At 38.6% G+C, this 25262-nt stretch carries 29 protein-coding genes and 2 tRNA genes; 19 read left to right on the forward strand and 12 right to left on the reverse strand.

What is annotated here, in order from left to right; genetic code table 11:
- Window positions 1–150 precede the first annotated feature (150 nt).
- Window positions 151–690, reverse strand: coding sequence for an RBBP9/YdeN family alpha/beta hydrolase (locus tag HQN86_RS06515; protein WP_172660185.1), 540 nt, complete (start codon window positions 688–690; stop codon window positions 151–153).
- A 157-nt stretch (window positions 691–847) separates the two neighbouring features.
- Here HQN86_RS06515 and HQN86_RS06520 point away from each other — a divergent pair, with 157 nt between their 5' ends.
- Genes HQN86_RS06520 through HQN86_RS06530 form a run of 3 tightly spaced genes read left to right on the forward strand, consistent with a single transcriptional unit; the run spans window position 848 to window position 3818 of the window.
- Window positions 848–1456, forward strand: a complete 609-nt coding sequence (locus HQN86_RS06520; RefSeq protein WP_172660186.1) for a hypothetical protein — start codon at window positions 848–850, stop codon at window positions 1454–1456.
- 8 nt (window positions 1457–1464) lie between these two features.
- The gene (locus HQN86_RS06525; protein ID WP_172660187.1) at window positions 1465–2265 is read left to right on the forward strand and encodes a glycerophosphodiester phosphodiesterase; all 801 of its coding nucleotides are present in this window, start codon (window positions 1465–1467) and stop codon (window positions 2263–2265) included.
- An 8-nt stretch (window positions 2266–2273) separates the two neighbouring features.
- Window positions 2274–3818, forward strand: coding sequence for an ADP-ribosylglycohydrolase family protein (locus HQN86_RS06530; RefSeq protein ID WP_172660188.1), 1545 nt, complete (start codon window positions 2274–2276; stop codon window positions 3816–3818).
- 7 nt (window positions 3819–3825) lie between these two features.
- Here the strand turns inward: HQN86_RS06530 and HQN86_RS06535 are convergent, their stop codons facing one another.
- On the reverse strand, window positions 3826–4170 hold the full coding sequence (locus tag HQN86_RS06535) for a hypothetical protein (RefSeq protein ID WP_172660189.1): 345 nt from the start codon (window positions 4168–4170) through the stop codon (window positions 3826–3828).
- 411 nt (window positions 4171–4581) lie between these two features.
- Here HQN86_RS06535 and HQN86_RS06540 point away from each other — a divergent pair, with 411 nt between their 5' ends.
- From HQN86_RS06540 to HQN86_RS06550, 3 genes are all read left to right on the forward strand, one after another.
- Entirely contained in the window at window positions 4582–5868 is a 1287-nt protein-coding gene (locus HQN86_RS06540; protein ID WP_172660190.1) for an NfeD family protein, read from the forward strand.
- A 28-nt stretch (window positions 5869–5896) separates the two neighbouring features.
- Complete coding sequence (locus HQN86_RS06545; protein ID WP_172660191.1) at window positions 5897–6712, forward strand: slipin family protein; 816 nt, start codon at window positions 5897–5899, stop codon at window positions 6710–6712.
- Window positions 6713–6910: 198 nt separating this feature from the next.
- A complete protein-coding gene (locus HQN86_RS06550; RefSeq protein WP_172660192.1) occupies window positions 6911–7279 on the forward strand; it encodes a winged helix-turn-helix transcriptional regulator in 369 nt (122 codons plus the stop codon).
- Window positions 7280–7287: 8 nt separating this feature from the next.
- Here the strand turns inward: HQN86_RS06550 and HQN86_RS06555 are convergent, their stop codons facing one another.
- Window positions 7288–7635, reverse strand: a complete 348-nt coding sequence (locus tag HQN86_RS06555; protein ID WP_172660193.1) for a DUF1622 domain-containing protein — start codon at window positions 7633–7635, stop codon at window positions 7288–7290.
- A gap of 162 nt (window positions 7636–7797) precedes the next feature.
- On the opposite strand from HQN86_RS06555, the gene HQN86_RS06560 reads away from it, so the two are divergent.
- The 5 genes from HQN86_RS06560 to HQN86_RS06580 all read left to right on the forward strand — a co-directional run bounded on the left by HQN86_RS06560 (window position 7798) and on the right by HQN86_RS06580 (window position 11875).
- Window positions 7798–8706: an aldo/keto reductase gene (locus HQN86_RS06560; RefSeq protein WP_172660194.1), complete on the forward strand. Its 909-nt coding sequence runs from the start codon at window positions 7798–7800 to the stop codon at window positions 8704–8706.
- A gap of 484 nt (window positions 8707–9190) precedes the next feature.
- Window positions 9191–9264: transfer RNA gene (locus tag HQN86_RS06565), tRNA-Pro, on the forward strand.
- A gap of 54 nt (window positions 9265–9318) precedes the next feature.
- Window positions 9319–9392, forward strand: a tRNA-Pro gene (locus tag HQN86_RS06570).
- A 344-nt stretch (window positions 9393–9736) separates the two neighbouring features.
- A complete protein-coding gene (locus HQN86_RS06575) occupies window positions 9737–10468 on the forward strand; it encodes a hypothetical protein (protein ID WP_172660195.1) in 732 nt (243 codons plus the stop codon).
- Window positions 10469–10474: 6 nt separating this feature from the next.
- On the forward strand, window positions 10475–11875 hold the full coding sequence (locus HQN86_RS06580) for an RtcB family protein (RefSeq protein WP_172660196.1): 1401 nt from the start codon (window positions 10475–10477) through the stop codon (window positions 11873–11875).
- Window positions 11876–12011: 136 nt separating this feature from the next.
- On the opposite strand, the gene HQN86_RS06585 is transcribed toward HQN86_RS06580, so the two are convergent.
- Entirely contained in the window at window positions 12012–12872 is an 861-nt protein-coding gene (locus HQN86_RS06585) for a helix-turn-helix domain-containing protein (protein WP_172660197.1), read from the reverse strand.
- A gap of 102 nt (window positions 12873–12974) precedes the next feature.
- Between HQN86_RS06585 and HQN86_RS26835 the strand changes: the two genes are divergently transcribed.
- The 4 genes from HQN86_RS26835 (at window position 12975) to HQN86_RS06600 (ending at window position 15424) form a co-directional block, all read left to right on the forward strand.
- Entirely contained in the window at window positions 12975–13265 is a 291-nt protein-coding gene (locus HQN86_RS26835; RefSeq protein ID WP_246269450.1) for a hypothetical protein, read from the forward strand.
- Complete coding sequence (locus HQN86_RS27145; protein WP_394367889.1) at window positions 13208–13348, forward strand: pirin-like C-terminal cupin domain-containing protein; 141 nt, start codon at window positions 13208–13210, stop codon at window positions 13346–13348. The genes HQN86_RS26835 and HQN86_RS27145 overlap by 58 nt, the downstream gene beginning before the upstream one ends.
- A gap of 114 nt (window positions 13349–13462) precedes the next feature.
- Window positions 13463–13924, forward strand: a complete 462-nt coding sequence (locus HQN86_RS06595; RefSeq protein WP_172660198.1) for a YybH family protein — start codon at window positions 13463–13465, stop codon at window positions 13922–13924.
- 126 nt (window positions 13925–14050) lie between these two features.
- Window positions 14051–15424, forward strand: coding sequence for a sensor histidine kinase (locus HQN86_RS06600; protein WP_172660199.1), 1374 nt, complete (start codon window positions 14051–14053; stop codon window positions 15422–15424).
- On the opposite strand, the gene HQN86_RS06605 is transcribed toward HQN86_RS06600, so the two are convergent.
- The 4 genes from HQN86_RS06605 to trhA all read right to left on the reverse strand — a co-directional run bounded on the left by HQN86_RS06605 (window position 15421) and on the right by trhA (window position 17730).
- Window positions 15421–16104 carry an ATP-dependent Clp protease proteolytic subunit gene (locus tag HQN86_RS06605; protein ID WP_172660200.1) on the reverse strand — a complete coding sequence of 228 codons (684 nt, stop codon included), beginning with the start codon at window positions 16102–16104 and terminating at the stop codon, window positions 15421–15423. The genes HQN86_RS06600 and HQN86_RS06605 overlap by 4 nt on opposite strands.
- Before the next feature lie 92 nt (window positions 16105–16196).
- Window positions 16197–16466: a hypothetical protein gene (locus HQN86_RS06610; protein ID WP_172660201.1), complete on the reverse strand. Its 270-nt coding sequence runs from the start codon at window positions 16464–16466 to the stop codon at window positions 16197–16199.
- A complete protein-coding gene (locus HQN86_RS06615; protein WP_172660202.1) occupies window positions 16447–17010 on the reverse strand; it encodes an RNA polymerase sigma factor in 564 nt (187 codons plus the stop codon). The genes HQN86_RS06610 and HQN86_RS06615 overlap by 20 nt, the downstream gene beginning before the upstream one ends.
- Before the next feature lie 81 nt (window positions 17011–17091).
- Window positions 17092–17730, reverse strand: a complete 639-nt coding sequence (trhA, locus tag HQN86_RS06620; protein WP_172660203.1) for a PAQR family membrane homeostasis protein TrhA — start codon at window positions 17728–17730, stop codon at window positions 17092–17094.
- Between the two features lie 120 nt (window positions 17731–17850).
- Between trhA and HQN86_RS06625 the strand changes: the two genes are divergently transcribed.
- Together HQN86_RS06625 and miaE are read left to right on the forward strand one after the other, a co-directional pair.
- Window positions 17851–19731: a beta-N-acetylhexosaminidase gene (locus HQN86_RS06625; RefSeq protein WP_246269452.1), complete on the forward strand. Its 1881-nt coding sequence runs from the start codon at window positions 17851–17853 to the stop codon at window positions 19729–19731.
- Window positions 19732–19773: 42 nt separating this feature from the next.
- Entirely contained in the window at window positions 19774–20355 is a 582-nt protein-coding gene (gene miaE / locus HQN86_RS06630; protein WP_172660204.1) for a tRNA-(ms[2]io[6]A)-hydroxylase, read from the forward strand.
- A 4-nt stretch (window positions 20356–20359) separates the two neighbouring features.
- Here the strand turns inward: miaE and HQN86_RS06635 are convergent, their stop codons facing one another.
- On the reverse strand, window positions 20360–20791 hold the full coding sequence (locus tag HQN86_RS06635) for a hypothetical protein (protein WP_172660205.1): 432 nt from the start codon (window positions 20789–20791) through the stop codon (window positions 20360–20362).
- Window positions 20792–20933: 142 nt separating this feature from the next.
- Between HQN86_RS06635 and HQN86_RS06640 the strand changes: the two genes are divergently transcribed.
- Window positions 20934–22424, forward strand: a complete 1491-nt coding sequence (locus HQN86_RS06640; RefSeq protein WP_172660206.1) for an alpha/beta hydrolase — start codon at window positions 20934–20936, stop codon at window positions 22422–22424.
- A 14-nt stretch (window positions 22425–22438) separates the two neighbouring features.
- On the opposite strand, the gene HQN86_RS06645 is transcribed toward HQN86_RS06640, so the two are convergent.
- The 3 genes from HQN86_RS06645 to HQN86_RS06655 all read right to left on the reverse strand — a co-directional run bounded on the left by HQN86_RS06645 (window position 22439) and on the right by HQN86_RS06655 (window position 24776).
- Window positions 22439–22798 carry a DUF4180 domain-containing protein gene (locus HQN86_RS06645; RefSeq protein ID WP_172660207.1) on the reverse strand — a complete coding sequence of 120 codons (360 nt, stop codon included), beginning with the start codon at window positions 22796–22798 and terminating at the stop codon, window positions 22439–22441.
- A 107-nt stretch (window positions 22799–22905) separates the two neighbouring features.
- On the reverse strand, window positions 22906–23796 hold the full coding sequence (locus HQN86_RS06650; protein ID WP_172660208.1) for a helix-turn-helix transcriptional regulator: 891 nt from the start codon (window positions 23794–23796) through the stop codon (window positions 22906–22908).
- A complete protein-coding gene (locus tag HQN86_RS06655) occupies window positions 23796–24776 on the reverse strand; it encodes a helix-turn-helix transcriptional regulator (protein ID WP_172660209.1) in 981 nt (326 codons plus the stop codon). The genes HQN86_RS06650 and HQN86_RS06655 overlap by 1 nt, the downstream gene beginning before the upstream one ends.
- A gap of 174 nt (window positions 24777–24950) precedes the next feature.
- On the opposite strand from HQN86_RS06655, the gene HQN86_RS06660 reads away from it, so the two are divergent.
- Window positions 24951–25253: a CBS domain-containing protein gene (locus HQN86_RS06660; protein WP_172660210.1), complete on the forward strand. Its 303-nt coding sequence runs from the start codon at window positions 24951–24953 to the stop codon at window positions 25251–25253.
- The last annotated feature ends 9 nt before the right edge of the window (window positions 25254–25262 follow it).

The following is a 25262-nucleotide window of genomic DNA, read 5'->3' on the forward strand; positions in this document are numbered from 1 at the left end:
CTCAAAGTTTTTTTATGTAAAAACTTTAGTCGGTTGATCTGGTTGGTTAAATAACCAGATCGCTCGTCATCTCGAAAGAAGAGCGCCGTACGTTGACGGTAGTATGATTGTCAACGATAGCATGATTGTCATTACCACTTCTTTGTATTTTTAATACTTTAGCAATTTCTGTAAAATCAATTGGCCTTCCTCCCAAAATCCTAGGTTTGAGTCGGAATTAATATGGCCTTTCTCACCGATATTTATGAATTCACTGCCCCACTGTTCTGCAAAATATTTGGCTCTGTTTAAGCTTAGGTAAGGATCATTAAGACTTGCCACTACTATTGATGGAAAAGCGAGCTTTATTATTGGTATTGGTGCAAACCCTCTTACAACATCGGGGGTGTGTTCAGGAGAATCAACGTCTGCAGGAGCTACAAGCAATGCTCCTTTGATTTTAGATTTATCATATTTAACCGCCCAATGAAGCACTAGTGAAACCGCAAGACTATGGGCAACTAAAATAACCGGCGAGTCCAATTTTTCTATGGCCTCATTTAGTTTTTCTAACCATTTTTCCAATTCAGGTTCATCCCAATTTTCCTGCTCGATCCTTACGACGTTGTCAAAGCTCCTCGACCAAAAGCTTTGCCAATGGTCATCTCCAGAACCGCCTAGTCCAGGTATAATCACAATTTTTGCTTCCATTTTTCTAAATGCAGTTGTTTATTCTTTTATTCTAATAGGGCTTAGGTATAGATTTTAGCTCCTAATATTGCGCACAATTTAGTAAACTGTAATGAACTTATTGAGCCATTTTAAAAATGATATTTGCTAAATTACAAGGGTATTTTAATTGTAAGACATGTTACAAAACAGAGTTGATCCATATGGCAACCTTATCAAATCTCCTGCGAGGGGTACATTTATGGGGAATAGGGGATTGCTGCACAATGAAAAGCAGGAGATTCGACGCCTTTTTAAGCTCACTGCCTGGATAACCTGCGTGTTGGAATTTAAAGATAGGAAGCGGCCGGTAATGGCTCCGGGACAATATACTGAGTTGTTTTTTCTTGATGAACCCACCTCATTTGCTGCTGGTCACCGACCGTGTTTTGAGTGTCGCAGAGCTGAGGCGACTGCTTTCAAAACGTTTTGGTTAAAAGGAAATCCTGAATATGGATTTAACGCTAAAACACCAATAAAAGCGATAGATGATATTCTTCAACAGGAAAGGATTGATCAAAATAACAAAAAGGTTACCTTTCTGGAATACCCGGATGCACTACCAGACGGCACATTTATTATCTTTAAAAATGAACCTTATTTAATAAGGAATGGAATGATGTATCTCTGGTCGGTAGAAGGGTATGGGATAGCAAAGTTGTTGCCGAAAGAAAAATTATCTGTTTTAACTCCAAAATCTGTTGTAAAGACATTTAGAACTGGGTACCTTCCTTCATTTATAGAATAGAAAAGAATATGAAGTTTGCCATAGGAATCTGTTTATTACTTTCTTTGATCCAATCTGTGGGTGTATGCCAGAATTCGAAACAGCATTCATTCGCTGCCAACTATAAACTGATAGCCCATCGCGGTGGTGTGGTGGATAGCCTTTCTGCGGAGAATAGTCTTTTAGCATTAGAAAAGGCAGTAAATAGAGGTTACTGGATGGTAGAAGTGGATTTAAGGTTAACCAGAGATGGAGTATTAATTACAAATCACGATAAGAATTTGAAACGATCTTTTGGTCTGGATGCGGATGTTTCGTCCATGACCTGGGAGCAGATCAGTAAGCTTAGAGATAAAAGAGGCAATAAAATATTAAAATTTGAGGAGGTACTCAATTACTGCGAAGGTAAACTGCAGGTTATGATTGATAATAAAATAGATGGAAACGATACCTTACTATTTGCAAAAGTGATAGACATGCTGAAAAGACACCATCTATACGAGAATGCGCTAATGATTGGTACAGATGAGTCTACTGATTTTTTTACTGGAAAGATAAAGCTCAGCTGTACCAGAAAGCAGCTTGAAGAAAATATGCTTAAAACCAATTACCTTTCATCTAACTATTTTCTTTTCTCTGATAGTATTTCAGAATCAGATGTTGAATGGGCTGGTAAGTATAATATTTTAGCCGTAGGTGTAATTAACTCCTGGGCGCTAAAATCGTCTGATGTTATGGGCAAGGCCAAAGAACAGGCTGATAAATTAAAGTCAACTGGGCTGCTCTATTTTCAAATTGATTCCGTATTCGATCATTTATTTAGCTATTAAAAAATAAGATGAAAAAATTACTAATCCCCGGACTTATAATGACCGTCTTGATGTCTGCATTCACCCTTAAGCAGCACAAGAAAGAAACTGTAACATTCACAAAAGAGAAATTACGTGATAAAATAAAAGGAGGCTGGGCAGGCCAAACTATTGGGGTGAGCTTTGGAAGTTATACAGAGTTCCGGCACAATGGTACTTTTATACAAGATTATCAGGTAATCCCATGGGGAGAAGGATATGTTAAAAAACTGATGCTGGAATGGCCGGATTTATATGATGACATATATATGGACCTTACTTTTGTAGAAGTATTGGAAAGAGCTGGCTTTGATGCTCCTGTTGATTCATTTGCAAATGCCTTTGCAAATGCTTCCTATAATTTATGGCATGCAAACCAGGCTGCTCGTTATAATATTCTTAATGGAATAAAAGCACCACAAAGCGGACATTGGCTAAATAATCCACACGCTGATGATATTGACTATCAGATAGAGGCAGATTTTGCAGGATTAATGCATCCGGGAATGCCCAATTCGGCAAGTACTTTAAGTGATAAAGTTGGCCATATTATGAATTATGGTGATGGATGGTATGGCGGGGTTTATGTTGGGGCAATGTACAGTCTGGCCTTTTTATCTGACGATGTGAACTACGTGGTGAATGAGGCTCTGAAAACCATACCAAAAGAAAGTGATTTTTATAAATGTATTGCCGATGTAATCAAATGGCATAAAAAATATCCAAACGATTGGAAGCAGACCTGGTACGAGGTTCAGAAGAAATGGTCAGAAGAAGCAGGGTGTCCTGAGGGTATATTCAGTCCGTTTGACATTGATGCGAAAGTTAATTCTGCTTATGTGGTAATGGGGCTGCTTTATGGAAAAGGAGACTACACAAGGACGTTGGAAATAGCTACACGTTCCGGACAGGATTCTGATTGTAACCCATCTACAGTTGGAGGGATTTTGGGAACAATACTAGGCTACAGTAAAATTCCGGATTACTGGAAAAAAGGATTAAATGGTAGTGAGGATCTGAACTTCAAATACACAAATATGTCTTTAAATAAAGTGTATGAAACAAGTTATCAGCATGCTTTGAAAGCAATTGCTGCAAATAATGGCAAAGTAGGTGATGCCGAAGTAATTATTAAGGTGCAAAAACCAGAGGTGGTGCGCTTGGAGAAAGGTTTTGAGGGAATTTATCCTGTAGCAAAAGAGCCACTTAATCGTAATATTGATGATGTTTATGAGTTTGACTTTGAAGGAACCGGATTTGTTTTGCGCGGCAATGCCGGAAAAAATGATCAGAATCTGGATGATTATGAACTTAAAGCCAAAGTATATGTTGATGGTCAGATCGTCGAAACTGCTCATTTACCTACCGCTTACAGAACCAGAAGACATGAAATTTGCTGGCGCTATCAGTTAGCCAGTGGCAATCATCATATAAAAATTGAGGTTTTGAATCCTAAAAAGGGATATTATTTAAGGGCATGGGATTACATAACCTATGGCGATAAAGCCATTGATGGGATAATGGCTCATAAATAGAATCAGTTTATAGATTAAGATAGCGTGTTATCATATGCTGTAGTTCATCAGAAATGGCTAATCCTGTTTTATTTTCAAGCTGATGCTGTGCAGAATTAAATTTCTCAATATAAGTGCCCGTTTGGTCGTTAAATTTTAAGTATCCCTGGTCAAAGAAACGTTCCTGTACTTCGCCAGATGAATCCATTGAACGGAAAATCAGGGGTGAAATTTCAAATGTCTGTTTGTTTATGTACAGCCATCTGAATATGTCAGCAATGTCTGCATTTGCAGGCAGGTCATTGCGTTTCACTTCCAGTAAGCAATCGGAATCATTTTCCAGGTAATATAAGCAGGTAAAAGGAGGTTTCATGTATTTCTAAAAAGCAGATGTGGGCCGAAAATAAAAAAAGTTATCTGTCTTTCTTCCATTTTTGTAATCCTTTTTCAAAAAAATGATCAAAGAGATGCGCTTACTATAGTGATCTTCTGGTAAAGAAATATTATAATCCATAACCAGAAGCGATCCGATGTTTTTTTAAACATTAATTCCAACGCTTCAAAGACTGTGGTGTTTGGGCTTACAAAAATTGTAGAACTGTTTTTTTCTTGTAAGATGTTTCCAACTTTTCCCATAATTGAACTCCTTTCTGTAGCAGATTTGGGTAGTAATATATCAATAGGCTGGTCATATTAAAGTTACCTTTAATATTGCTTAAAAAAGAATAATAAGTGGTTGATTTTCAGTATATTTATATATTACACGAGTAATGGATTCAACCGTATGAAAAATAAGATATTCTTCTTGGTTTTTCTAGCTTGTTTCCCGTTGATGTTAAGTGCACAAAGGGTTGTGATGATAAAGATTGATGGTGCAATTAATCCGGTTTCAGCGTCCTTTGTACATAACGGAATTGAAAAGGCAACGAAGGAAAAGGCAGTATGTCTGGTTATTCACCTCAATACACCGGGAGGCTTACTACAATCTACCCGTACTATTGTTAGCGATATTTTAACCTCACCGGTTCCGGTAGTGGTTTACGTTTCACCATCCGGCTCACATGCAGGTTCTGCCGGAGTTTTCATTACCCTTGCAGCTCATATTGCCGCGATGGCACCCGGAACCAATATTGGTGCTGCGCACCCTGTGAACCTGGTAGGTAAGACAGATTCAGTAATGAATGTAAAAGCCACCAATGATGCCGTAGCATTTATCAGAAGTATAGCTGAAAAACGAAAACGCAATCTTGAATGGTCCGAGGATGCAGTCAGAAATAGTTTGTCGATTACTGAAAATGAGGCACTCAATAAGAAGGTAATCGACTATATCGCTGCAAATGAAAATGAATTACTTAATCAAATAGATGGACGAAATGTAGAACTAGGCTCCGGAAATGTTACTTTACATACCAAAGGAGCTAAAATTCAATATGTAGAGATGAATGCTTCCGAGAAGCTACTTGACTTTATCAGTAACCCCGATGTTGCTTATGTTTTACTCATGCTGGGCATGGCAGGGATATACTTTGAATTGTTTAACCCCGGGGCAGTGTTGCCAGGAGTGGTTGGGGTAATTAGTTTGATTCTTGCCTTTTATGCTATGAATACTTTACCTGTTAATTACGCCGGATTAATGTTGATCGTCTTTTCTCTGGTTCTTTTTCTGCTCGAAATTAAGGTGGTTAGTCATGGGGTGCTGGCAATTGGAGGTGTGGTTTCGTTGTTTCTGGGTTCGGTAATGCTGTTCAAGTCAAGTTCTTCATTAGATATGATTAAAATATCTACGGGAGTGGTTATTTCAGTTACTGTTTTAAGTGCCACTTTCTTTCTCTGTGTAATAGTTTTAGGCTTGCGGGCACAGCGACTCAAAACGGTAACAGGGATTAATATCTTACTGGGCCAGACCGGAGAAGCGCTGAGTCTGCTTAACCCACAGGGTCAGCTACAGGTAAATGGAGAAGTGTGGACTGCGGAATCAACTAAAGGAAAAATTAATAAGGGTGAGCTTGTAAAAGTAATAAAGGTTAAAGGGCTTACTTTATTTGTGGAGCCACTAGGGCGTACTGTATAATTCTATTTTTAACTAAAAGGAGGTGTTTATGTATTACAATGTTTTTATTATAGTGCTCATTTTTTTTGCTGTCATCGTACTTTCCAGCGCGATTCGTATACTTCGTGAATATGAACGGGGAGTTGTTTTTCGCTTGGGCAGGGTGCTAGACAAAGGTGCAAAAGGACCTGGATTGATTCTTTTGATTCCTTTTATAGATAAAATGGTAAGAATATCACTGCGTATTATTGTTATGGACGTGCCTCCTCAGGATGTGATTACAAGAGATAACGTATCTATAAAGGTTAATGCTGTGATTTATTTTAGGGTAATAGACCCTCAAAAAGCTGTGGTGGAGGTTGAGAATTTTTTAACTGCTACCTCTCAGTTTTCGCAAACAACATTACGTAGCGTGCTGGGGCAATCGGAGCTTGACGACCTGCTTTCGCAACGCGATAAAATAAATCTGCACCTGCAACAGATCATTGATCTGAAAACGGAACCATGGGGCATAAAGGTAACGGCGGTTGAGGTAAAGCAAATAGACCTTCCTCAGGAAATGCAAAGAGCAATGGCTAAACAGGCCGAGGCGGAACGTGAAAGGCGTTCAAAAGTGATTTCTGCCGAGGGAGAGTACCAGGCCTCGCAACGTTTATCGGATGCTGCAAAGATCTTAAGTGAACAGCCAAGCGCACTTACCCTGCGCTATCTGCAAACACTTCGTGAAATTGCAACAGAAAATAATTCAACAACGATTTTCCCGGTGCCAATTGATCTGTTGAAACCTTTTATGCAACCATCCGTAGAACTGCATCCAAAGGAAGATAAGCTCGCTAAAGATACAGAGGGCGATGACCCTACTTAATGATATCTTTAATGTAATGGTAACTAGAGAGTTTGCTGTAGCGACATTTTAATCTAAAAATCCAGCGAAATATCTTCCTGATTTGCATACTTTATTGATTAGTATATGAAATTCTATTTCAAAATTAGGAGGCAATAGTTTATTTTTGTTATGGGTTAACTAAAGGTAACCGGTTACCTTTAGTTAACCCATTTAAGTATGGCAACAATAAATATCAACGGAAATATAAAGGAGGCAACCTGCGAACAGGAACTATCAGCAATTCGTGATAGCCTCGAAATACTTGGTGGAAAATGGAAACTAAGGATCATGCGATACCTCAACAATAGAAAGGATGGCCAGAATACTTTCAAAAAAATCCAGCGTGAAATAGAAGGCATTTCGGCCAAAATGTTATCAAAAGAGCTGCATGATCTTGAAATTAATCTGCTTGTTTCCCGGACCGTGCTGGATACCCGACCCATTACCGTAAAATATGCGATCACTGAATACGGTAGCAGTGTGCTGCCGGTAACAGAGAGTTTAGTGATATGGGGGCTTAATCACCGAGAAAAGATAAAAGCATAGAAAGGAAGCTAATCCTTTAAGGGATCGTTTTTGGCGATATTCTCAATTTCTTTATTTAGGAAAAAAGACAGGCCCGTTCTGATAAGTACAGTACCGGCTAATATTCCTAAATCTTCAAATGAAGGATTAAGTATGGTATCAATGATGTCGGAGGCGATTAAGAATTCCAGACCAAGCAATAGGTAATACCCCACCTCGATTTTTATCTGAACAGTTTTTTCTAACGAAAAGGATCGGTTGAATCTACCAAATTCATTATTGATAAATTTAAATAAGCCTATTACAGCACCATAACAGATAATTGCGATACTGACGTAGCTAATGATATTAGATATAGTTTGGAGTAGCTGCGACATGGTTATTGCTGAATAGGGTTTGAATTAAATATACGATTTAGGATGCAATTATAAAATTCACCAATATTGCACAAAGACAATTATTTAAAAAATGTAAGTATTTTTTTACTAAAATTTATATAGATTGAAGTAATGCTTAGATTTGAATTATAGAAAGAGAATATGCAAAAGATTTATATGGGAGATGCAGGGCCTAAAGTGTCACCTGCAGTATACGGTTTTTACAGATGGGATGATGTTAAGGATGCTGATGCTACTTTAAAAAAGATTTTTTATTTGTGCATGGAGCTGGGTATTAACACCTTTGAACATGGCGACAGTTACGGTTCCGAGAAATGCGAACAATTATTTGGAGAGTTGCTAAAAGAAGGCGCTTTTAAAAGAGAAGAGGTTGTTTTATTTAGTAAATGCGGACTAAGGCTTCCAAATGCACAGCGCCCTGATATCAGAGTTAAACATTATAATACCTCAGCAACTCATATTATTGCCAGTGTAGAGCAATCATTAAAGAATTTGAGAACTGATTATATCGATATCTTTTTATTAGATAAACTAGATCCAATATCTAATCTTGAAGAAACAGCATTAACCCTTGAGCGACTGAAAGAATCAGGTAAGATCAAAAACATTGGTGTAGCAAATTTCTCCGTTTTTCAGCACCAGTTATTGGCTTCTTATTTGACTAAGCCAATTGTAACCAATCATATTGAGCTGAATCTTCTGAATATGCAGGCATTGGATAACGGACAGATTGATTATATCAAACAACGTTACATGCGCCCGCTGGCTTACGCTCCTCTTGCAGAAGGCAGAATTGCTGCAGGAACAGATAAACAAGCCGTTAAGGTGCGCGAAAAGTTAGAGGAATTAAGTGCAAAATATAATGTACATATTGAATCATTGGCCGTAGCGTGGTTAGTTAAATTGGGCGCTTTACCACTTATTGGTACCACAAACGAACAAAGAATAAGAAACGCAGTAAATGCCTTTACTATAGAACTAGATCATCAGGACTGGTATGAATTGTATAACGTTTCGGTTGAAAACAGCAATCTAAAAAACACTTTGTAGCTCTAAGAAGAAACCTACATTTTTTTTAAAAAATTAGTAGGTAATCCAATTTACAGTCGTATATTTGTGGTGAGAGCGTTAATTTAAGCGGGAGTGGCCAATCTGGTTTATTCCCGCTTTCTTTTTTTTAGCATTTTTTTCTAAGCAAAAAGACCACCCACAATTCCCTCTGATTCTATTCAAATACTCACTGCTAAGGGGAGAATACTGATGCTGAAACCCAAATATGCCTATGCTACTTAAAAAACTTTAAATTTTTATGTTTTTTAAGTGGTTGATATAGAGTTGAAACCCGATTAATGTATCGTAAAAGGATGTTTTTTAGCTCTAATTAGTGTTTAAATATTTGCACGCAAATGAATTATTTCTATCTTTGCAGCCTTAGCTGATGAAGCTAGAAATAAAAAAAGTAAAGTTAGCTTTTATAAAAATAAAGTTGTTACTTTGCAATCCCTTCGAAAAAGGGAAAAAGAAGATACCAGTTCGGGGTGTAGCGTAGCCCGGTATCGCGCCTGCTTTGGGAGCAGGAGGTCGTAGGTTCGAATCCTGCCACCCCGACACAACTACTTAGATGAGTAGTTTAATATTGACCAGTAAAAACAGATACCAGTTCGGGGTGTAGCGTAGCCCGGTATCGCGCCTGCTTTGGGAGCAGGAGGTCGTAGGTTCGAATCCTGCCACCCCGACACAATTATTAGATCCTGTAAGCTAATAGCTTACAGGATTTTTTTATTCTCTATGGATTAAAATAATTTTATATCTTTGCATCCAATTCCTGATTTGTTAACCTTTAAAATATCAAGGAATCATGACAGAGCATATCTACATATCGCCCCTTTCGCTCATTGCCTGATAAGGCAGTCAAACCGCCGTTTTATTAAACAATTAACAATTGCATAAGTAATTTCTGCAATGTTTGTCTCCACCAATTCATTGGGTTTTTCTGAGCACTTTTAAATGGGTATATCCTTACACAAGGACGAACTGAGATTAGAAATCCAATTCAATAAAAAATTAAAATGAAAGTGTGATGAACACACAGGAATGGTCGTACCGTATTAAATCGGTACGTCAGAAAAGACGACTCGTTAAAACAGATCGTGATAAGCAGCTGATACAGTTTGACAAACGACGCGCAGAACTTTGGCAACAAAAGAGGCTTTTGCCACTGGTACCATTAGAACATCCCTACCAACGTGGCTGGAAACGTTTTTTTGTACTTCGAGAAGATTTAAAACATAGTCCAAGGACAGCGTTTTATGAAACACTGCTTGCGAAGATAAACACCGTTGAATACCATTACGATAAGACGTTCAAACGGAAGAAGCGACCTAAAAAGCGCTATGGGTACGAAGTGAAGCAACAATTATTGCGTGAGTTTTCCATTTATAGCTGGGATGCTAAAAAGGTGAATTTAACCGACGACGAAAAGGCTTGCTTTACATGCGTTGAAACCTTTGATGTTAAAACCAGACGCGTAGGTATAAAATACGTATTTACTGAGCCTTGGCGATATAAGTTAAAAGTTACACCCCATATGATTACGCATATAAAGTTGATGGATCTGGATATTGAAAGAGAGCTATCATATATAGCCGATCATATTGATAATCATAACCTGGAACCACGTATTAACTTGCTAACGCGAGGCAGAGGGTACCGTTGGAGCGGATGGTTTTACGAGCAGAATAAATACATTAACAAAATTAAAAACATACCCAGATACAGCCCAAAAGAAGCTTATCTGGAATTAGAAACATAAACCCACATGGGCAATTTAAGAACAAAAGATTTAAGTAAAATAGGTTATCATAATGATCAGCTGCGAAGCCTGGTTATTGGCATAGCCTCCAAAAATTTCAAACACTATAGTAAACAACAATTGCTGGATCTGTTGGTGAATATTAACAATGATCCGCAAGCATTTTTGGATAATGAATTAACAAGTAAGATAGCTGAGAAGATAATAGGCAAAGTAGAAGGGGCATCGTTTAAAACTTACGAGTTACGCGATGAACCAGTATTCTGTAAGACATACGGAGGTAAGGGTATTGAACAATCAGCCAAAAAGCAAATGGAACTTGCAGGTCTGTTGCCGGTAAGCGTACAAAGTGCTTTAATGCCAGATGCGCACATGGGATTTGGGCTACCAATTGGTGGTGTGTTGGCTACAGATAATGCAGTGATCCCATATGCAGTGGGCATGGATATTGGTTGCCGAATGGCGCTTTCTATTATTGATGAAAGTGATAGTTTTATAAAAAGATTTGAATATCAAATCAAGCAGGCATTAAAAAATCACACTCATTTTGGAATGGAAGGTGGGTTGGATATGAGGCAAGAACATGAGGTTTTAGATAGTTTGGTGTTCAATGAAGTATCTTTTTTGAAACCATTAAGAGGTAAAGCTGTAAGGCAATTAGGGACATCCGGCAATGGTAACCATTTTGTAGAGTTTGGCGAAATTGAATTGTTGGCCGATAATACCTTAGGATTACCCGCTAAGAAGTATACTGCATTATTAACACATTCGGGAAGCCGTGGTTTAGGTGCAGCTATAGCTAAACACTACACAAAAATAGCTATGGATAGCTGTAAACTACCACGGTACGCACAACAACTAGCTTGGCTAGATATTAATAGCGAAGCCGGGCAGGAATATTGGCTTACTATGACATTGGCCGGTGATTATGCTAAAGCTTGTCATGACCGCATTCATGCAAACCTTTTAAAAGCATTAGGGTTAAAGGCGCTCCATGTGGTGGAAAACCATCACAATTTTGCCTGGAAGGATAAATTAATTGATGGTAAAGATGTGATCATACACCGTAAGGGGGCGACCCCAGCGCATAAAGGTGAACTGGGTATCATTCCTGGCAGCATGACAACACCGGCTTATCTGGTGTCTGGCAAAGGAAACTATGATGCATTATACTCTGCATCACATGGCGCTGGCCGTGCTATGAGCAGGCAAAAGGCTAAGGATAGTATGACTGTGTCTGCCATGAAAAAGTTGCTTGCTAATGCCCGTGTTAGCTTGATTGGAGGGACGGTTGAAGAGAACCCTTTAGCTTATAAGGATATTGAAACCGTTATAACTGCACAACATGATTTAGTGGAAATACAAGGTAAATTTTATCCACGTATTGTTAGAATGAATAAAGAGTAGTGATGAAGGAAATTATGATACAGATTACATCAGGTAAGGGCCCGGCACAATGCTGCCGGGTATAATAACATAAAATAATTCAGAAAGCATTCAGGCTCCATCTAATGAGAAACCCATATTTTCCGATAAGTTGAGGTTATTTCCCTTCTTTGGAATCCTTTGGCGAATTCCTGAAGTCGGAGGGCGACAAACCCATATTCTTTTTGAAAAAATTGGAGAAATAGGCCATGTCCTCAAAACCAAGTTCAAAAGTGATGTGTTTTACAGATTTATCAGTATAATATAAAAGCCGTTTGGCTTCTACGATAATCCTTTCCTGGATAAGTTGCGAAGGGGTCTTTTGGTTGAAGATCGCAAAAAGATTAGACAATGTCTTGGGCGATTTGCAAAGCTGTCCGGCATAAAAACTAACGGAATGTTCCGATTTGAAGTTTGCCTCAACCAGCAGATTGAACTTTCGGATAATATGGAACCGTTCGTCCGGCAGTTTCTTTACTGGAACATGCCCCGCTTTAGCCAAATGCGTCACATAGCTGATCAGACGCTTTAATAATACCAGCAGCATTTCATTCTGGATATTGTCGGAAATCTTAAACTCATCAATGAACACATCGCAGAGCAGTTTCAGCTTTAGCTTTGCCTCGTCGCCTAGCTGGATGAATAAATGGTCTGTACTGCTGAATAGGAATCCCACACAGCTTACTTCGCTATCGTGATCAATAATGCAATAGAATTCGCGGTTAAACTGCCAGGCAACGATGCCCTCAGAATTTTCGAAGCTGAAGGATTGGTTGAACAGCAAAGTTACCAATGAATCCTTTGGAAAAACATATTCAGCTCCGTCGATAGTGATGGCTTGGCTTTCTCCTGGATTCCAGGCAATGGTAAAATACTTGTCGAATCGATCTTTGGTATAAAACAACCTGCTGAAACTTGGTTCATCCTTAAAAATCAGCAATTCGCCATTTGTATCTTCCTCTCGTAGTTTGAGCTTCATCTATGATGACGTTTAATCTTTAGCAAGATATCAAATCTGGTTTCAAAATGCAAGATTTCGGGAATGCCAGCTTAAGATTTTAGTTACTATCGTTAACAAAAAATGGCAGGAAATCATTTGATCTGCCTGCCACCGGTCACTGCTATTTATAGCCTGAATCCCAATTCCAGTTTCTCATTTTCACCGAGAAAGGATGATGAAGTTGCTGTATTTGTCACTGCTTCGGAAGTAGATGTAAATGGTATTGTGTTAGGCAACAGCAAAATGTTGCTGATGGAGGAAGGTATCAAGGAATCGTTTTTCAGAACGATAAGATCAATGCAGCAGATATTCTCATTTTCGGAGGCAAGCCGTATAACGAACCAATCGTGGCAGAAGGTCCGTTTGTTATGAACAGTTATGCTGATATAGCAACTGCCTACCGGGACTTTTTTGCCGGAGCCTGCGGAAGTATTAATCTATCATCGCTGCGATAAATTGTAAAATGTAAGACAAAGAATGAACAGGCGAAACAATTTCTGCAACTTATCGGTTATAGCTAGGCGCCTTGGAGATTGAGATGGCCGTTTAGGTGAGTTAACAATTACATTATGAAAAACAACGATCAATTTGCTGCACAGGAAGCCCAGGTACTCTGGACAATAAATAAACGTCTTGAGGCGATAAGACAAAAGAACCTGGAATTGACTTTATCATTTTATTCTCACCGGATTGTTTCTTTTGATGTGGTTGATCCGCTTCAGCTTTCAGGTCTGGATGACATCAGAATGCGCTTGAAAAATTGGTTCTCCACTTTTGGTGAAGGCCCGATTGGTTTTGAGATTGCTGAGCCTTTTCTTTTGGTGCGCGAGGATGTAGCTTTCTGCTATAATTTAAACCATGTATTTGCCGCAAAGAAGGATGGGGGAATCCTGGATATGTTCTGGAGGGAAACTACCTGTTATCAGAAAATGAATGGGAAATGGTTAATTGTTCATTCGCACAATTCAGTCCCATTTGACATTCAAACAGGAAAGGCCTCGGTAGGTTTAAAGCCGACGACTGAAGGCTAGGAACTGTCGTGCTGTATTAAATCGGTATGTCGGAAGTTAATAAAAAGACCTTGGCTTTTTAAACAGTGCCAATTATGTGAGTAGATTTTTCTTAGATTTACTGCTTTTAAAATTGGCAAATATTTGATGATCAAATCTATTAAAGGGCTGCATGCCAAATTGATCGGTAACAGTGCTGACACGCCACTCCAGGCCAGAATTTTTCATGAAGTTAGCCTGATCGCTATGATCGGTCTTCCTTTGGCAGTGCTGGTAAATATTGTGATAAAGGTGCCATTAGCCAATGTAGCACTCTCGGCTGGCTGGATGGTAACTGCAGCGATGTACATCAATTCCAGATATTTTGGAAGACTGCAGCTTAGCTTTATCATATTTAGTGCAGGTACGAGCTTATTGATGGCATTTAACTATTTCATCAATTCAGGTATACATGGACCTACATTGATACTTTATCTTCTTTCGCTGGTTTTTACTTTGTCTGTAATGCCGACCAGGCAGTATGTATTTTGGATGCTGATTAACGTGGGTATTGTTGGTGGGTTATTGTTGGTTGAGTATTATAACAGAGGATTTGTAAAAGTCACCTATGCAAAGCGAAGTGATCTGTTTTTGGACACAGCGACAACTTATATCTGTGTAGTTGTTTGTATGGGTGCGGTATTTTCTTACCTGATCAACAGTTATCAGCGGGAAAAGAATAATGCCCTGGCTGCTTCCCTTGCTTTAAAAGACGCCAATGATTCCAAAACCCGGTTATTATCTATTTTATCGCATGACCTGCGTTCTCCGTTGAATTCAATTGCCAGTTTTCTTGAAATGCTCCATGAATATGAATTATCGCCGGATGAACGCCGATTTCTGGAAAAGAACCTGCTTAATGAAACAAAAAACACGCAGGTGCTGCTGCATAATTTATTGAACTGGACAAAATCGCAGATGGACGGTGGTACCAGCGTAAATATGGTGAGACTGAACCTGTTTGAAATAGTATCAACCTGTTTGGCTGTACAACAAGCAGCAGCAGATATAAAAACGGTCACAATCGGTGTGAATATTGATCCCTCTGCCGAGCTTACGGCGGATCTGGATATGCTTAAACTGGTGATCCGCAACCTGATTAATAATGCGATTAAGTTTACGCTGCCAGGTGGGAATATTCAAATATATAGTTCCAGAGATTCTGGTCGTGTGAGGTTACATATTATGGATAACGGCGTGGGCATTCCGGTGGCAAGGCAGGGAAATCTCTTTGAGCTGAATGCCGCATCTACTTACGGCACAAGCAACGAAAAAGGTGTTGGGCTTGGCCTGAACTTATGCAAGGAGTACACTGAGATGCAGAAAGGTAAGATCAGTTTTCATAGCGTACCGGGTAGTGGAACAACCTTCACATTAGAATTCCCTGAAGCGAATGATGAAGGCATTGTGGGTTCACACACTGGTAATTACTTAACTACAGACTCAAGTAAAGAATTGGCTTCCCAAACTCCTCAGATTTAGGAATACCCCAATATTTCGTCAATCATACCGAATTCTTTGGCTTCTGTAGCTGTCATCCAATAATCGCGAGCTGCAACTTCATTTATTTTATCATAGCTCTGACCACTACGCTCAGCAATGATCTGGTACAATTCGTTTTGAATCTTAAGTACCTCTCTGATACTGATGTCCATGTCTGCAGCAGTTCCTTGCGTTCCGCCAGAGGCTTGATGGATCATTACCCTTGAGTGTTTTAGGGCGGAGCGTTTCCCATCTGCACCTGCACAAAGCAATACTGAAGCCATAGAGAGTGCAATACCTGTACAGATTGTGGCAACATCAGGCCTTATATATTGCATGGTGTCATAAATACCAAGCCCGGCGTAGACTGATCCACCTGGAGAATTGATATATAGCTGGATGTCTTTTTCAGCATCGGCAGACTGTAAAAAGAGTAATTGTGCCTGTATCACATTGGCATTTCTATCGTCTATAGGCTCACCAATAAATATAATCCTATCCATCATCAAACGTGAAAATACATCCATCTGCGCTACGTTTAATTGCCGTTCTTCTATGATGTAGGGGGTCATAGCAAATGGACCAACATTGGCTGATGTTTGGGAGATGTGACGATCTACATGTAGACTGTTGATCCGATGGTGTTTTATTGCATAATTGCGAAATTCGTTGTTCTTCATGTCTGTTGTTATTAGTTAAATTTTTAGGCATAGATTGCCCATGCCTCTGGTTTGGAGGGGTATAATTGTTAGTGCTAAATTAAATGCGGATGTTATTTGCCGAAAAGCTGCATGATCTTTTGCCTGAAAGAATGATGCTCTGGAGCCGTAAACAACTTTTCATGTACCTGATCTATTTCTTTTCTCAGCTGCAGTCTTCCGTATTTATGGACCAGACTATATGTTTTTTGCTGCCAAAAAACACTTTCCTTTAAATTTGGTTGAAGCAGAAGATTAGCTTCAAAAAGGAGTATGTCTTCTGTATCTGTATCAGATAAAAGAAAATCCTCTATTAATCGCAGCTCATTCCATGATGTCTTCATATTCCAATGATTTTTCTTTTACAGTTTCTTTTATTTTTTCGAGGCATTTAAATTTCTGAACAGTTGCTGACCGGGCGCTTGAAAATCCAAATCGTTCAGCCAGTGTTTCCATATTCAGCTTTTCATAATAAAAAGCGCTTAGGAGCTGCATACATTTCTGACCTGCCGTTTGCATCAAATGAAGTAATCTGGAAGAAGATACCTCTTCATAGACAGAATCAGCCGGGGCTGCGTCTACATCTAGTTCAATATTCAATTGATCAAGAGGCAGCTGCTTGCTGGTTTCTTTGTACCGTTTATTCCAAAGATATTTGGTAATGCCAAAAAGGTATGCTTTTTCGCTATGTTTAAGCACTATCTTAGCATGCTTTACTTTTTCATAATAAATGATCAGCGCATCCTGAAAAATATCTTTGGCTTCATCAAATGATCCGCCCATTCTACTCACATGGCTTGCTACAAGAGGAAAAGTATCCTGGTACAGCGACATCAGCAAAGCTTCATTATCTGTGCTTACTTTATCTTTATTGAGTTTTGTAACCATTGCAACTATGTTTTAATAGTATGTGCCAGTTTGGACATAAATATCACCCAAATCTGGTAATTATTTTTTACTATTTTTTTTCTACATAGAAAGCAATACGGCTACATAATGGCAAATTGCTGCGGCAAGTACCATTGCGTGCCATAAGGAATGCGTATATGATCGTTTACCAAATAGGTAGACAATAGTTCCGGCCGAATATAATGCCGCACCGATAAAAAGCATAATGACCACAGATTCCGGAAGCACTGAAAAGAATCTATTGCCTCCAATAACCATCATCCAGCCCATAAGCAAGTAAATAATTGTTGACACTATATTAAACTTGCCCGTAAACCATATTTTAAAAAATACACCTAAAAGCGTTAGTCCCCATAATACCGAAAGCAGGGTGATACCGAAATGGTTGTTCATATAGATGAGTAGGAAAGGAGTGTAGGTTCCGGCAATCAGGAAATAAATACTAATGTGATCAAAGATTTCGAATAATCTTTTTACTGCCGGTTCCAGGGCCAGGTGGTATACCATTGAGCAAGTAAATAAAAGCATAAAGCAAAAGCCGTATATTCCGGCGCCGACAATTGCCGGGACATTGTTGTGAGCGGTTGCAATTCCTACTAATACCGGGAGGCCACTAACGCCAAATACGACTCCAATACCATGTATCAGTCCATGAACCAGTTCTTGTTTTCTGGTATACTTGTATTTAAGTTCCCCCATCAAATAAGTAACAATTGAACTTTGTAAAAGTTACCTATATACCAATGTTTATTGTAATGTAAATAATTATCTTAGTTGTCCAAACCTTTAAATTATGAAGGCTTACCTAATCCACTAAATATGAATTTCAGATACTTGAGGATAGCAATATTTACGCTTTGCATGCTATTCTCCATAAATATATTTGCCGTAGAAGGTGTTCCGGCCCTAATTCCGCAGCCAGTAAAGTTTCAAAGGCTTCCAGGTAGCTTCAAAATAAGCAAGACTACTAAACTGATTGCAGCTCCTGCAAATAAAGAAATAGCAGAATTATTCGCTGCTATGATCAAAGTGCCAACAGGCTTTACATTAAGTCACGCATCGGGGGGAGTTTCAACCATTCAGTTAGCTATGAACAAAGCTTACAATAAGCAGATAGGCGAAGAAGGGTATACTTTAGATGTTAAGCCAGCCAAGATTACTATCCAGGCAAACAAGCCTACAGGTCTTTTTTATGGCATGCAAACTTTAATGCAACTGTTGCCAAAAGAAATAGAAAGTGCAGAGATTATTAAAAATAAAGTATGGTCTATACCCTGCGTTAAAATAACAGACTATCCAAGATTTGGATGGAGGGGTTTAATGCTTGATGTAAGCAGGCATTATTTCCCAAAAGAAGTGGTTAAAAAATACATCAACCAGCTTGCTAAATACAAAATGAATGTATTTCATTGGCATTTAACTGATGATCAGGGATGGAGGATAGAAATTAAAAGCTTACCACAACTTATTGAAGTAGGGGCCTGGCGTGCTCCAAGAATGGGTTTATGGTGGAAACGTGATCCACAAGGGGCAAATGAGGTTGCAGATTATGGAGGGTATTATACCCAGGAAGATGTTAAGGAAATTGTTAAATATGCTCAGCAACGTTTTGTAACCATCCTGCCCGAAATTGATGTTCCCGGACACAGTTTAGCTGCACTTGCTGCTTATCCGAACTTGTCATGCACAGGTGGGCCCTTTAAGGTAAATGTTGGCAATACCTTTTATGGTGTTGATGACAATGCATTATGTCCGGGTAACGAGGAAAGTTTCGTGTTTATGGAAAAAGTATTGGGAGAAGTGGCAGCGCTTTTCCCCGGTCAGTATATCCATATTGGTGGTGACGAATGTTTTAAGGGATTTTGGAAAGACTGCAAAAAATGCAAGAAAAGAATGAAGGACGAAAACCTGAAAACCCCGGAAGAACTGCAAAGTTATTTCATCAGGCGTATGGAAAACATCGTTAAGTCTAAAGGCAAAAAAATGATGGGGTGGGACGAAATTCTGGAAGGTGGATTGGCACCCGAAGCTACGGTAATGAGCTGGAGAGGAATGAAAGGAGGCATCGAAGCAGCAAAAATGAATCACCATGTGATAATGACTCCTGCCGATAATTGTTATCTTGATCTTTATCAGGGAGACCCAGCTGCAGAACCACCAACTTATTCTATGCTTACCTTATCAAGTTGTTATAATTTTGAACCCATTCCGGCTGAAATACCTGATCCTTCACTGATATTAGGAGGTCAGGGCAATTTGTGGACAGAATCTGTTCCGAATTACCGCCATGTAGAATACATGACCTGGCCCCGTGCCTTTGCCTTGGCTGAAGTTTTCTGGTCGCAAAAAGAAAACAAGGGATGGGATAGCTTTATCTCCCGTATGGAGCATAATCTTGAAAGGTATGATGTAGCAAATATCAACTATGCAAGAAGTGTGTATGATGCCACAATAAAACCTTTAAAAGATACTGTTAATAAAACGCTGCGTATTGCATTAGCTACGGAGATAAAGAAATTAGACATCTATTATACGTTTGATAATACTTATCCGGATAACTTCTCTCCAAAGTATACCGATACCCTTACAGTACCAAAAGGAGCAGATCATTTAAGGGTTTTAACTTACCTCGATAGCAAACCAATGGGTAAAATGATTACTGTTAGTATAAAAGATCTGGAAAAGCGTACGGAAGAGTAAGCAAATCTTACTAATTTTGGCCTAAAGAAGATATTTATTACCATGCTTGGATTAAAATTATTGACGGACCCGCGGTGGGCAAACATTGCTGAATCGAATTTAGAAGAGATTTTGACTGACCATGCCTGGTGTGAACAAAAAGCAGCAACGAATGCCATTACCCTGATCGCTAATAATTCAGAACATATGGATTTGGTGCAGGAATTAACAGCTATTGCTATTGAAGAAATGCAACATTTTAAGATGGTGGTTGATATAATTGAGAAACGTGGGTATACACTTGGTCGTGAGCGTAAAGACGACTATGTTGGTCAATTGGTTAAATTCAGTCGAAGGGATGGAAGCAGAAACTCGGCTTTTATTGACCGTCTTTTATTTGCGGCGATGATTGAAGCCAGAAGTTGTGAGCGCTTCCGCGTACTGTCGCAAAACATCAAAGATGAAGAACTTGCAAAATTCTATTATGACCTGATGGTGTCAGAAGCTGGCCACTACACTACTTTTCTGAACTTCGCCCGCAAATATTCCATTGATATTGATGTGGATAAAAGATGGAAAGAATGGCTTGAATTTGAAGGTGAGCTTATACAAAGTTTCGGCAATAAGGAAGCCATTCACGGCTAATTGTTTACTTTATCTTTTCAAACACAAACTTTGCGTCTTGATAATTGATTGGAACATTTTTTTTGAAGTAACGTATGTTCATATAAATTTCCATTGAACCTTCGCCCATAATTAACTTTCCGTCTTTTTTTAACAGTGCTATGGGAGCCTTGTGCCATGTCTCAACTCCATAATGCTGAAAGCGATAAGTTCCCTTTAGTTCGTCTCCTTTTACAATTCCGGTTACATCACCGGAATCTTTATAGAGACCATGGTAATTTATTTCAAGCTGCCCGAAGAACTCCTTGTCAGTAATGTTTATTTTAAAAGTAGCAGTATCATCTTTACTTATAGCGCGATATAATGTTTTGGTGTTATCTTGTTCTACGCTAGTACTTGAACAACCGTATGTCGCGAAAGCGACAATTAAACATAGAATTTCTGCAAATTTCTTCATATAATGATGAGTACCTTCAAATATATGCTAATTTTTATCTCCACATAAATTGATAAAGATTTTCTGATTAATGGATTATTAAGTAAATATTAACCAGATTTAGTTTTTTTGCTTACAAGACCATAACCAAATAAAACCACGGATGCGAAAAATTATTGCACTTATTTTTGTACTGTTTATCTGTACATCAATTTTTAACATAACTCAGGCTCAGTTAACTACAACCGGTTTTTCAGGCGATAAAACTACCTGGAGGGGATTTGACCGATATGATTTTCTAATGGATACACTCAGCTTGGAAATAACTCCATTTAAAGCTGTTGAAAGTGAGGGTTTCGGGATTAATGTTGAGGTAAAAGGGAAGGTGCGCTGTCTGGTTGTTGTACCAAAAACTGCAGCCGCAGGAAATCCCTGGTCATGGAGAGGATTCTATTGGGATCATGAACCCCAGTCGGAAATCGAGTTGTTAAAAAAAGGTTTTTTTATAGGATACATTAACTGCGATGCTGGCAGACAATGGGATGCATGGTATGCCTTTTTAACCAAGGAACATGGGTTTTCAAAAAAACCGGCCTTTGGTGGAATGAGTAGAGGAGCTATTAATGCCTATGCCTGGTCTGTAAATCACCCTGATCAGGTATCTTGTATTTATGGAGACAACGCTGCAATCATGCCAGAAAGTCTGGCAAAAATAGCAGAGCTTGCTAGACACGATGTTCCTTTATTAAGTATCTGCGGTTCCGAAGATTTTCTGTATGAAAAAAATACGCTGTCTATTGAAAATATTTATTTACAAATGGGTGGGAGAATGACTGTTCTGGTTAAAGACGGGACAGCTCATCATCCGCACAGTCTGCGCAACCCAGGTCCTATTGTAGACTGGGTTGTTAAAAATGTTGCTAAAGCAGCGCCATTGCCAGATTTTATTGATGATGACTTCATCAAGTCTTATTACTATAATACTCAAAGCAGCTACCTGTATTTAAAAGAAGAAAATACATGGATGACCGCCAGAGGCCCCGGTTATACACCTTATTATGAGCAATATGAAGTTAAAGGAAAGAGCCGCTATGGGGTGTCTTCAATGATTATTATAGCACCTAATAAAGCCGCTGAAGGCAAACCATGGGTTTTTAGAAGTGATCGGATGGACAGAAATGCCCTGGTAGATCAGGCTTTGCTGGCTCAAGGATATCATATTGTTATTACCCCGCTTACCGCACAATCAGGTGCAGTAATGGAACAGTGGGATGGGGTTTATAAAATGCTAACTGATCATGGATTCTCCAAGAAACCAATATTAGAAGGATCAGGAGTTAATGCAGGGGAATGTTTTGCATGGGCAATGGAAAATCCGGAAAAAGTTTCTGCTATTTATGCTGTAAATCCGGTGATGCGCAGTTTGATGACCAAAAAGAATCTGTTCGATGGACTTAGTCTGATTGCAAAGGAAGCTGTGCCCTTGTTAATTGTTTCTGGAAGTCAGGACCCTTGGTTTAAGGAGCATACTAAGGTAATAGAACAACATTACAAGAAGCTTGGTGGGAAATTAAAAATTGTAATAAAAGAGGGGCAGGGGCATTTTATTACAATAGCGCCTGAGGTTATTGTGGCACAGATTACTAAATATTAGTAATCTGTGTATAATTATTGATTTAGTTTTGCAATTGCGTCTTCCGAGCTGCCTACAAAATTTACTTGTTTGCCTTTGTTGCTTTCGTAAATAAAGTCTTTCATACTTTTGCTTTGGTATTTACTGAAGTCACCAACAATAGCAAGGCGAACCCTGTAATTTGAGAATTTTTGAAGAATTTCTCCTGCAATACCTGTTTTCAGATCAAAGAACTCAGTACATATATTTTGTTCCTGAAGGATAATTCTATCAACATCCTGGTAGTATAAATCTGCCAGTAACTGTAATCCTTCTTCCGGATTCTTAATCAGGACTTTATCAGAGACGACCTCTGCAATTCTTATTTCTCCTGTTTGATGTATTTCTATATTCATTTGGATCTCTTTTGACTCAAACATAAGAATATATACGGGTTTTTATTATAATGCTTTTGCTTTAATGATCTCAAGAAGCTGGTTTAACCGGTAAGCAATTGGCTTCTTTATAACCTGTTTTTCACAAAAACTTCTCCAGGTAATTGTCCAAATTGATTTTTGTAGATCGCAGCAAAGTATCCCGGTTTTAAATATCCAAGTTCATTGCCTACCTCATTTATTGTATTAAAATTTCCACTTTTCAAGAGCTCTTGTGCAAGGTTTAATTTTTCGCGAATAAAGAAACTGTTGGGGCTTTCCTTAAATATTCTCTTAAACAGCTTCTTATATTTAGAAATAGACATGCCGGCCATGTAAGCCAAAAAATCTATTCCGGGAAATGCTCCCAAAAGTTGCTCCATCAGATAAGTTTGAGTTTTGATGATCTGCGCAGTATCTAATTCAGAAAGTTTCCCTAATACCAGGTCATTTTCATTTATACGTTCTACCAGGTATGCAAAAACCTGCAATGAGGTTCCACGCAAAGAAAGTTCAAATGATGGGTCGTTATAATTTCGCGTTCTGAGTTTAAGAATACAAAGACGGGTGCGACTGTCCATGTGGCTTGTAAAAACGATTGTGTTATTTTGCCCCATTTTAGGACCACCTGTAGATCCTAACAGATACTTTTGAAGCAGGGGTTTAGCTATGAGCAACCAGAATGAATACATTTTAAAAGAAGGGGTATAGCTGCTTTTTAATGTGGCATCGACCACAATCATTCCCAATTTCGAATGATAATTAACTTTGCTGTGGTTAATTTTTTGAATATCAATTTCATCGCTTAGATCATAATAGGCAATGTAAAAGTCTTCCGCATTTACTACTTGGTTTAGTTCAACACTTCTTTGCAAAGTAAAATCAACAACAAGGGCCATTAATCCGGGCATTACCTCCATAAAATAAGAACAGCCTTGAGCTATATCATGAGGAATTGATATTTGTTTTCCTGTTGCCATTACAATGATGCTGCATATTCTTTAGGCGACATCCCAAAGTAGCTTTTAAATTGCTCTGATAAATGAGAGGTGCTTGTGAAATTCAATTTTTCGGCCAATTCTCTAATGGTATACTGTCCGGATCCAAGTAAATCTCTTGCAAGTTCAAGCTTGTTGTTTAGGAAGAAGGCATTAGGAGTTTGGCCGGTGATTTTTTTATATAGTTTCTTGTATTTTGTTGCCGACATATTTGCCTCAGCAGCTAACGAAGTTATTCCGGGGAAAATGCCCTCTTGTTTTTTAATTAGGCTTGTTTGTGAGTTTAATATCATTGCAAGATCTGTACGAAGAACTTTGCTAATCATTATTTCTCTTTTCATGATGTTATCCAGGCAATCTGCCAGCAAGTTGTAAGCCAAACCACTTAATAGGAGGTTGAAAGATATGCTTCCTGGAGTGCTTTTCCTGAACTCATTGATGATATGCCAACTGTTGCTACTCATATGGGCATAATGCAGAAGGGTATTTTGCTTCTGATCAAAAACTCTGTTTAGTACCTCATCAAGGATACCTGTTTTGGATAGATATTCTCTTAGAATATGCTTCTTTAAGAAAAGTGAAATGCCGTACGATTTACTTCCGGACTTTATTACAAAATCTATATCAAGTTGACTATCTGTAATCGCCAGATTGTAATTCCATCGCCCCACCGACCGTGAAATATCATCCATAACGTGAACCAGATCTCCTTCAGTAAGATTGAAATATATTCCTGCAAAATCATTTTTAATATTCCTGACTTTGTACAACACATCCTGATGATAAATCACATCTACCAGCATAACCGTAATGTTTTCGCTTATTTGAAGCGTATAATAAGTGCCCGTTAATATATCATCAGGAACAATGATAAAATTGCCGCGTACAAATCCGCCAAGGTTAACGGCCAATTCTTCAACCCAATCTGTCTCAACTCCAAAGCGATAAATTACTTCTTTCATACTAAAATGAACAAGTATGGGGAGCTATCTCGTTAATTATTGTGCATTTTTTTCTTAATTTCATAAAAAAATGTCCTCATCGGGTATTTTTAAACCTTATTTTGGCTCTTATTTGTTGTTGGTGGCGCTAATTTTGCGAAATAATTTGATATCCTTATCAAATTTATCAAAGTAATGGGGGTTAATGTACAGGGTAAAGAAGTATTTTTGTTAGAATGTGGGTCCGATAGGCATGTCGGGCTGCATTCTGAGCAATTGGTAATTGAGGTAATAGATATAATGCTTAAGCAGGAGCTATATACAATGCCTGTTTTTTATAATAAAAAATACATTGGAGTTGTTCGGTTTAAAGATCTTATCAGTTTTCTTACCCACGAAGAGCGAGAAGAAAACCTTATTTTTCATAAATTGAATTACAGCATAGAAAGTGTTATGATCATGCTGACAGAAAGAGGCGAACTGGCATACACAGCTTAAGTTCAGAAT

It is taken from the genome of Pedobacter panaciterrae (assembly GCF_013204795.1).
Classification (GTDB): Bacteria; Bacteroidota; Bacteroidia; order Sphingobacteriales; family Sphingobacteriaceae; genus Pedobacter; species Pedobacter panaciterrae.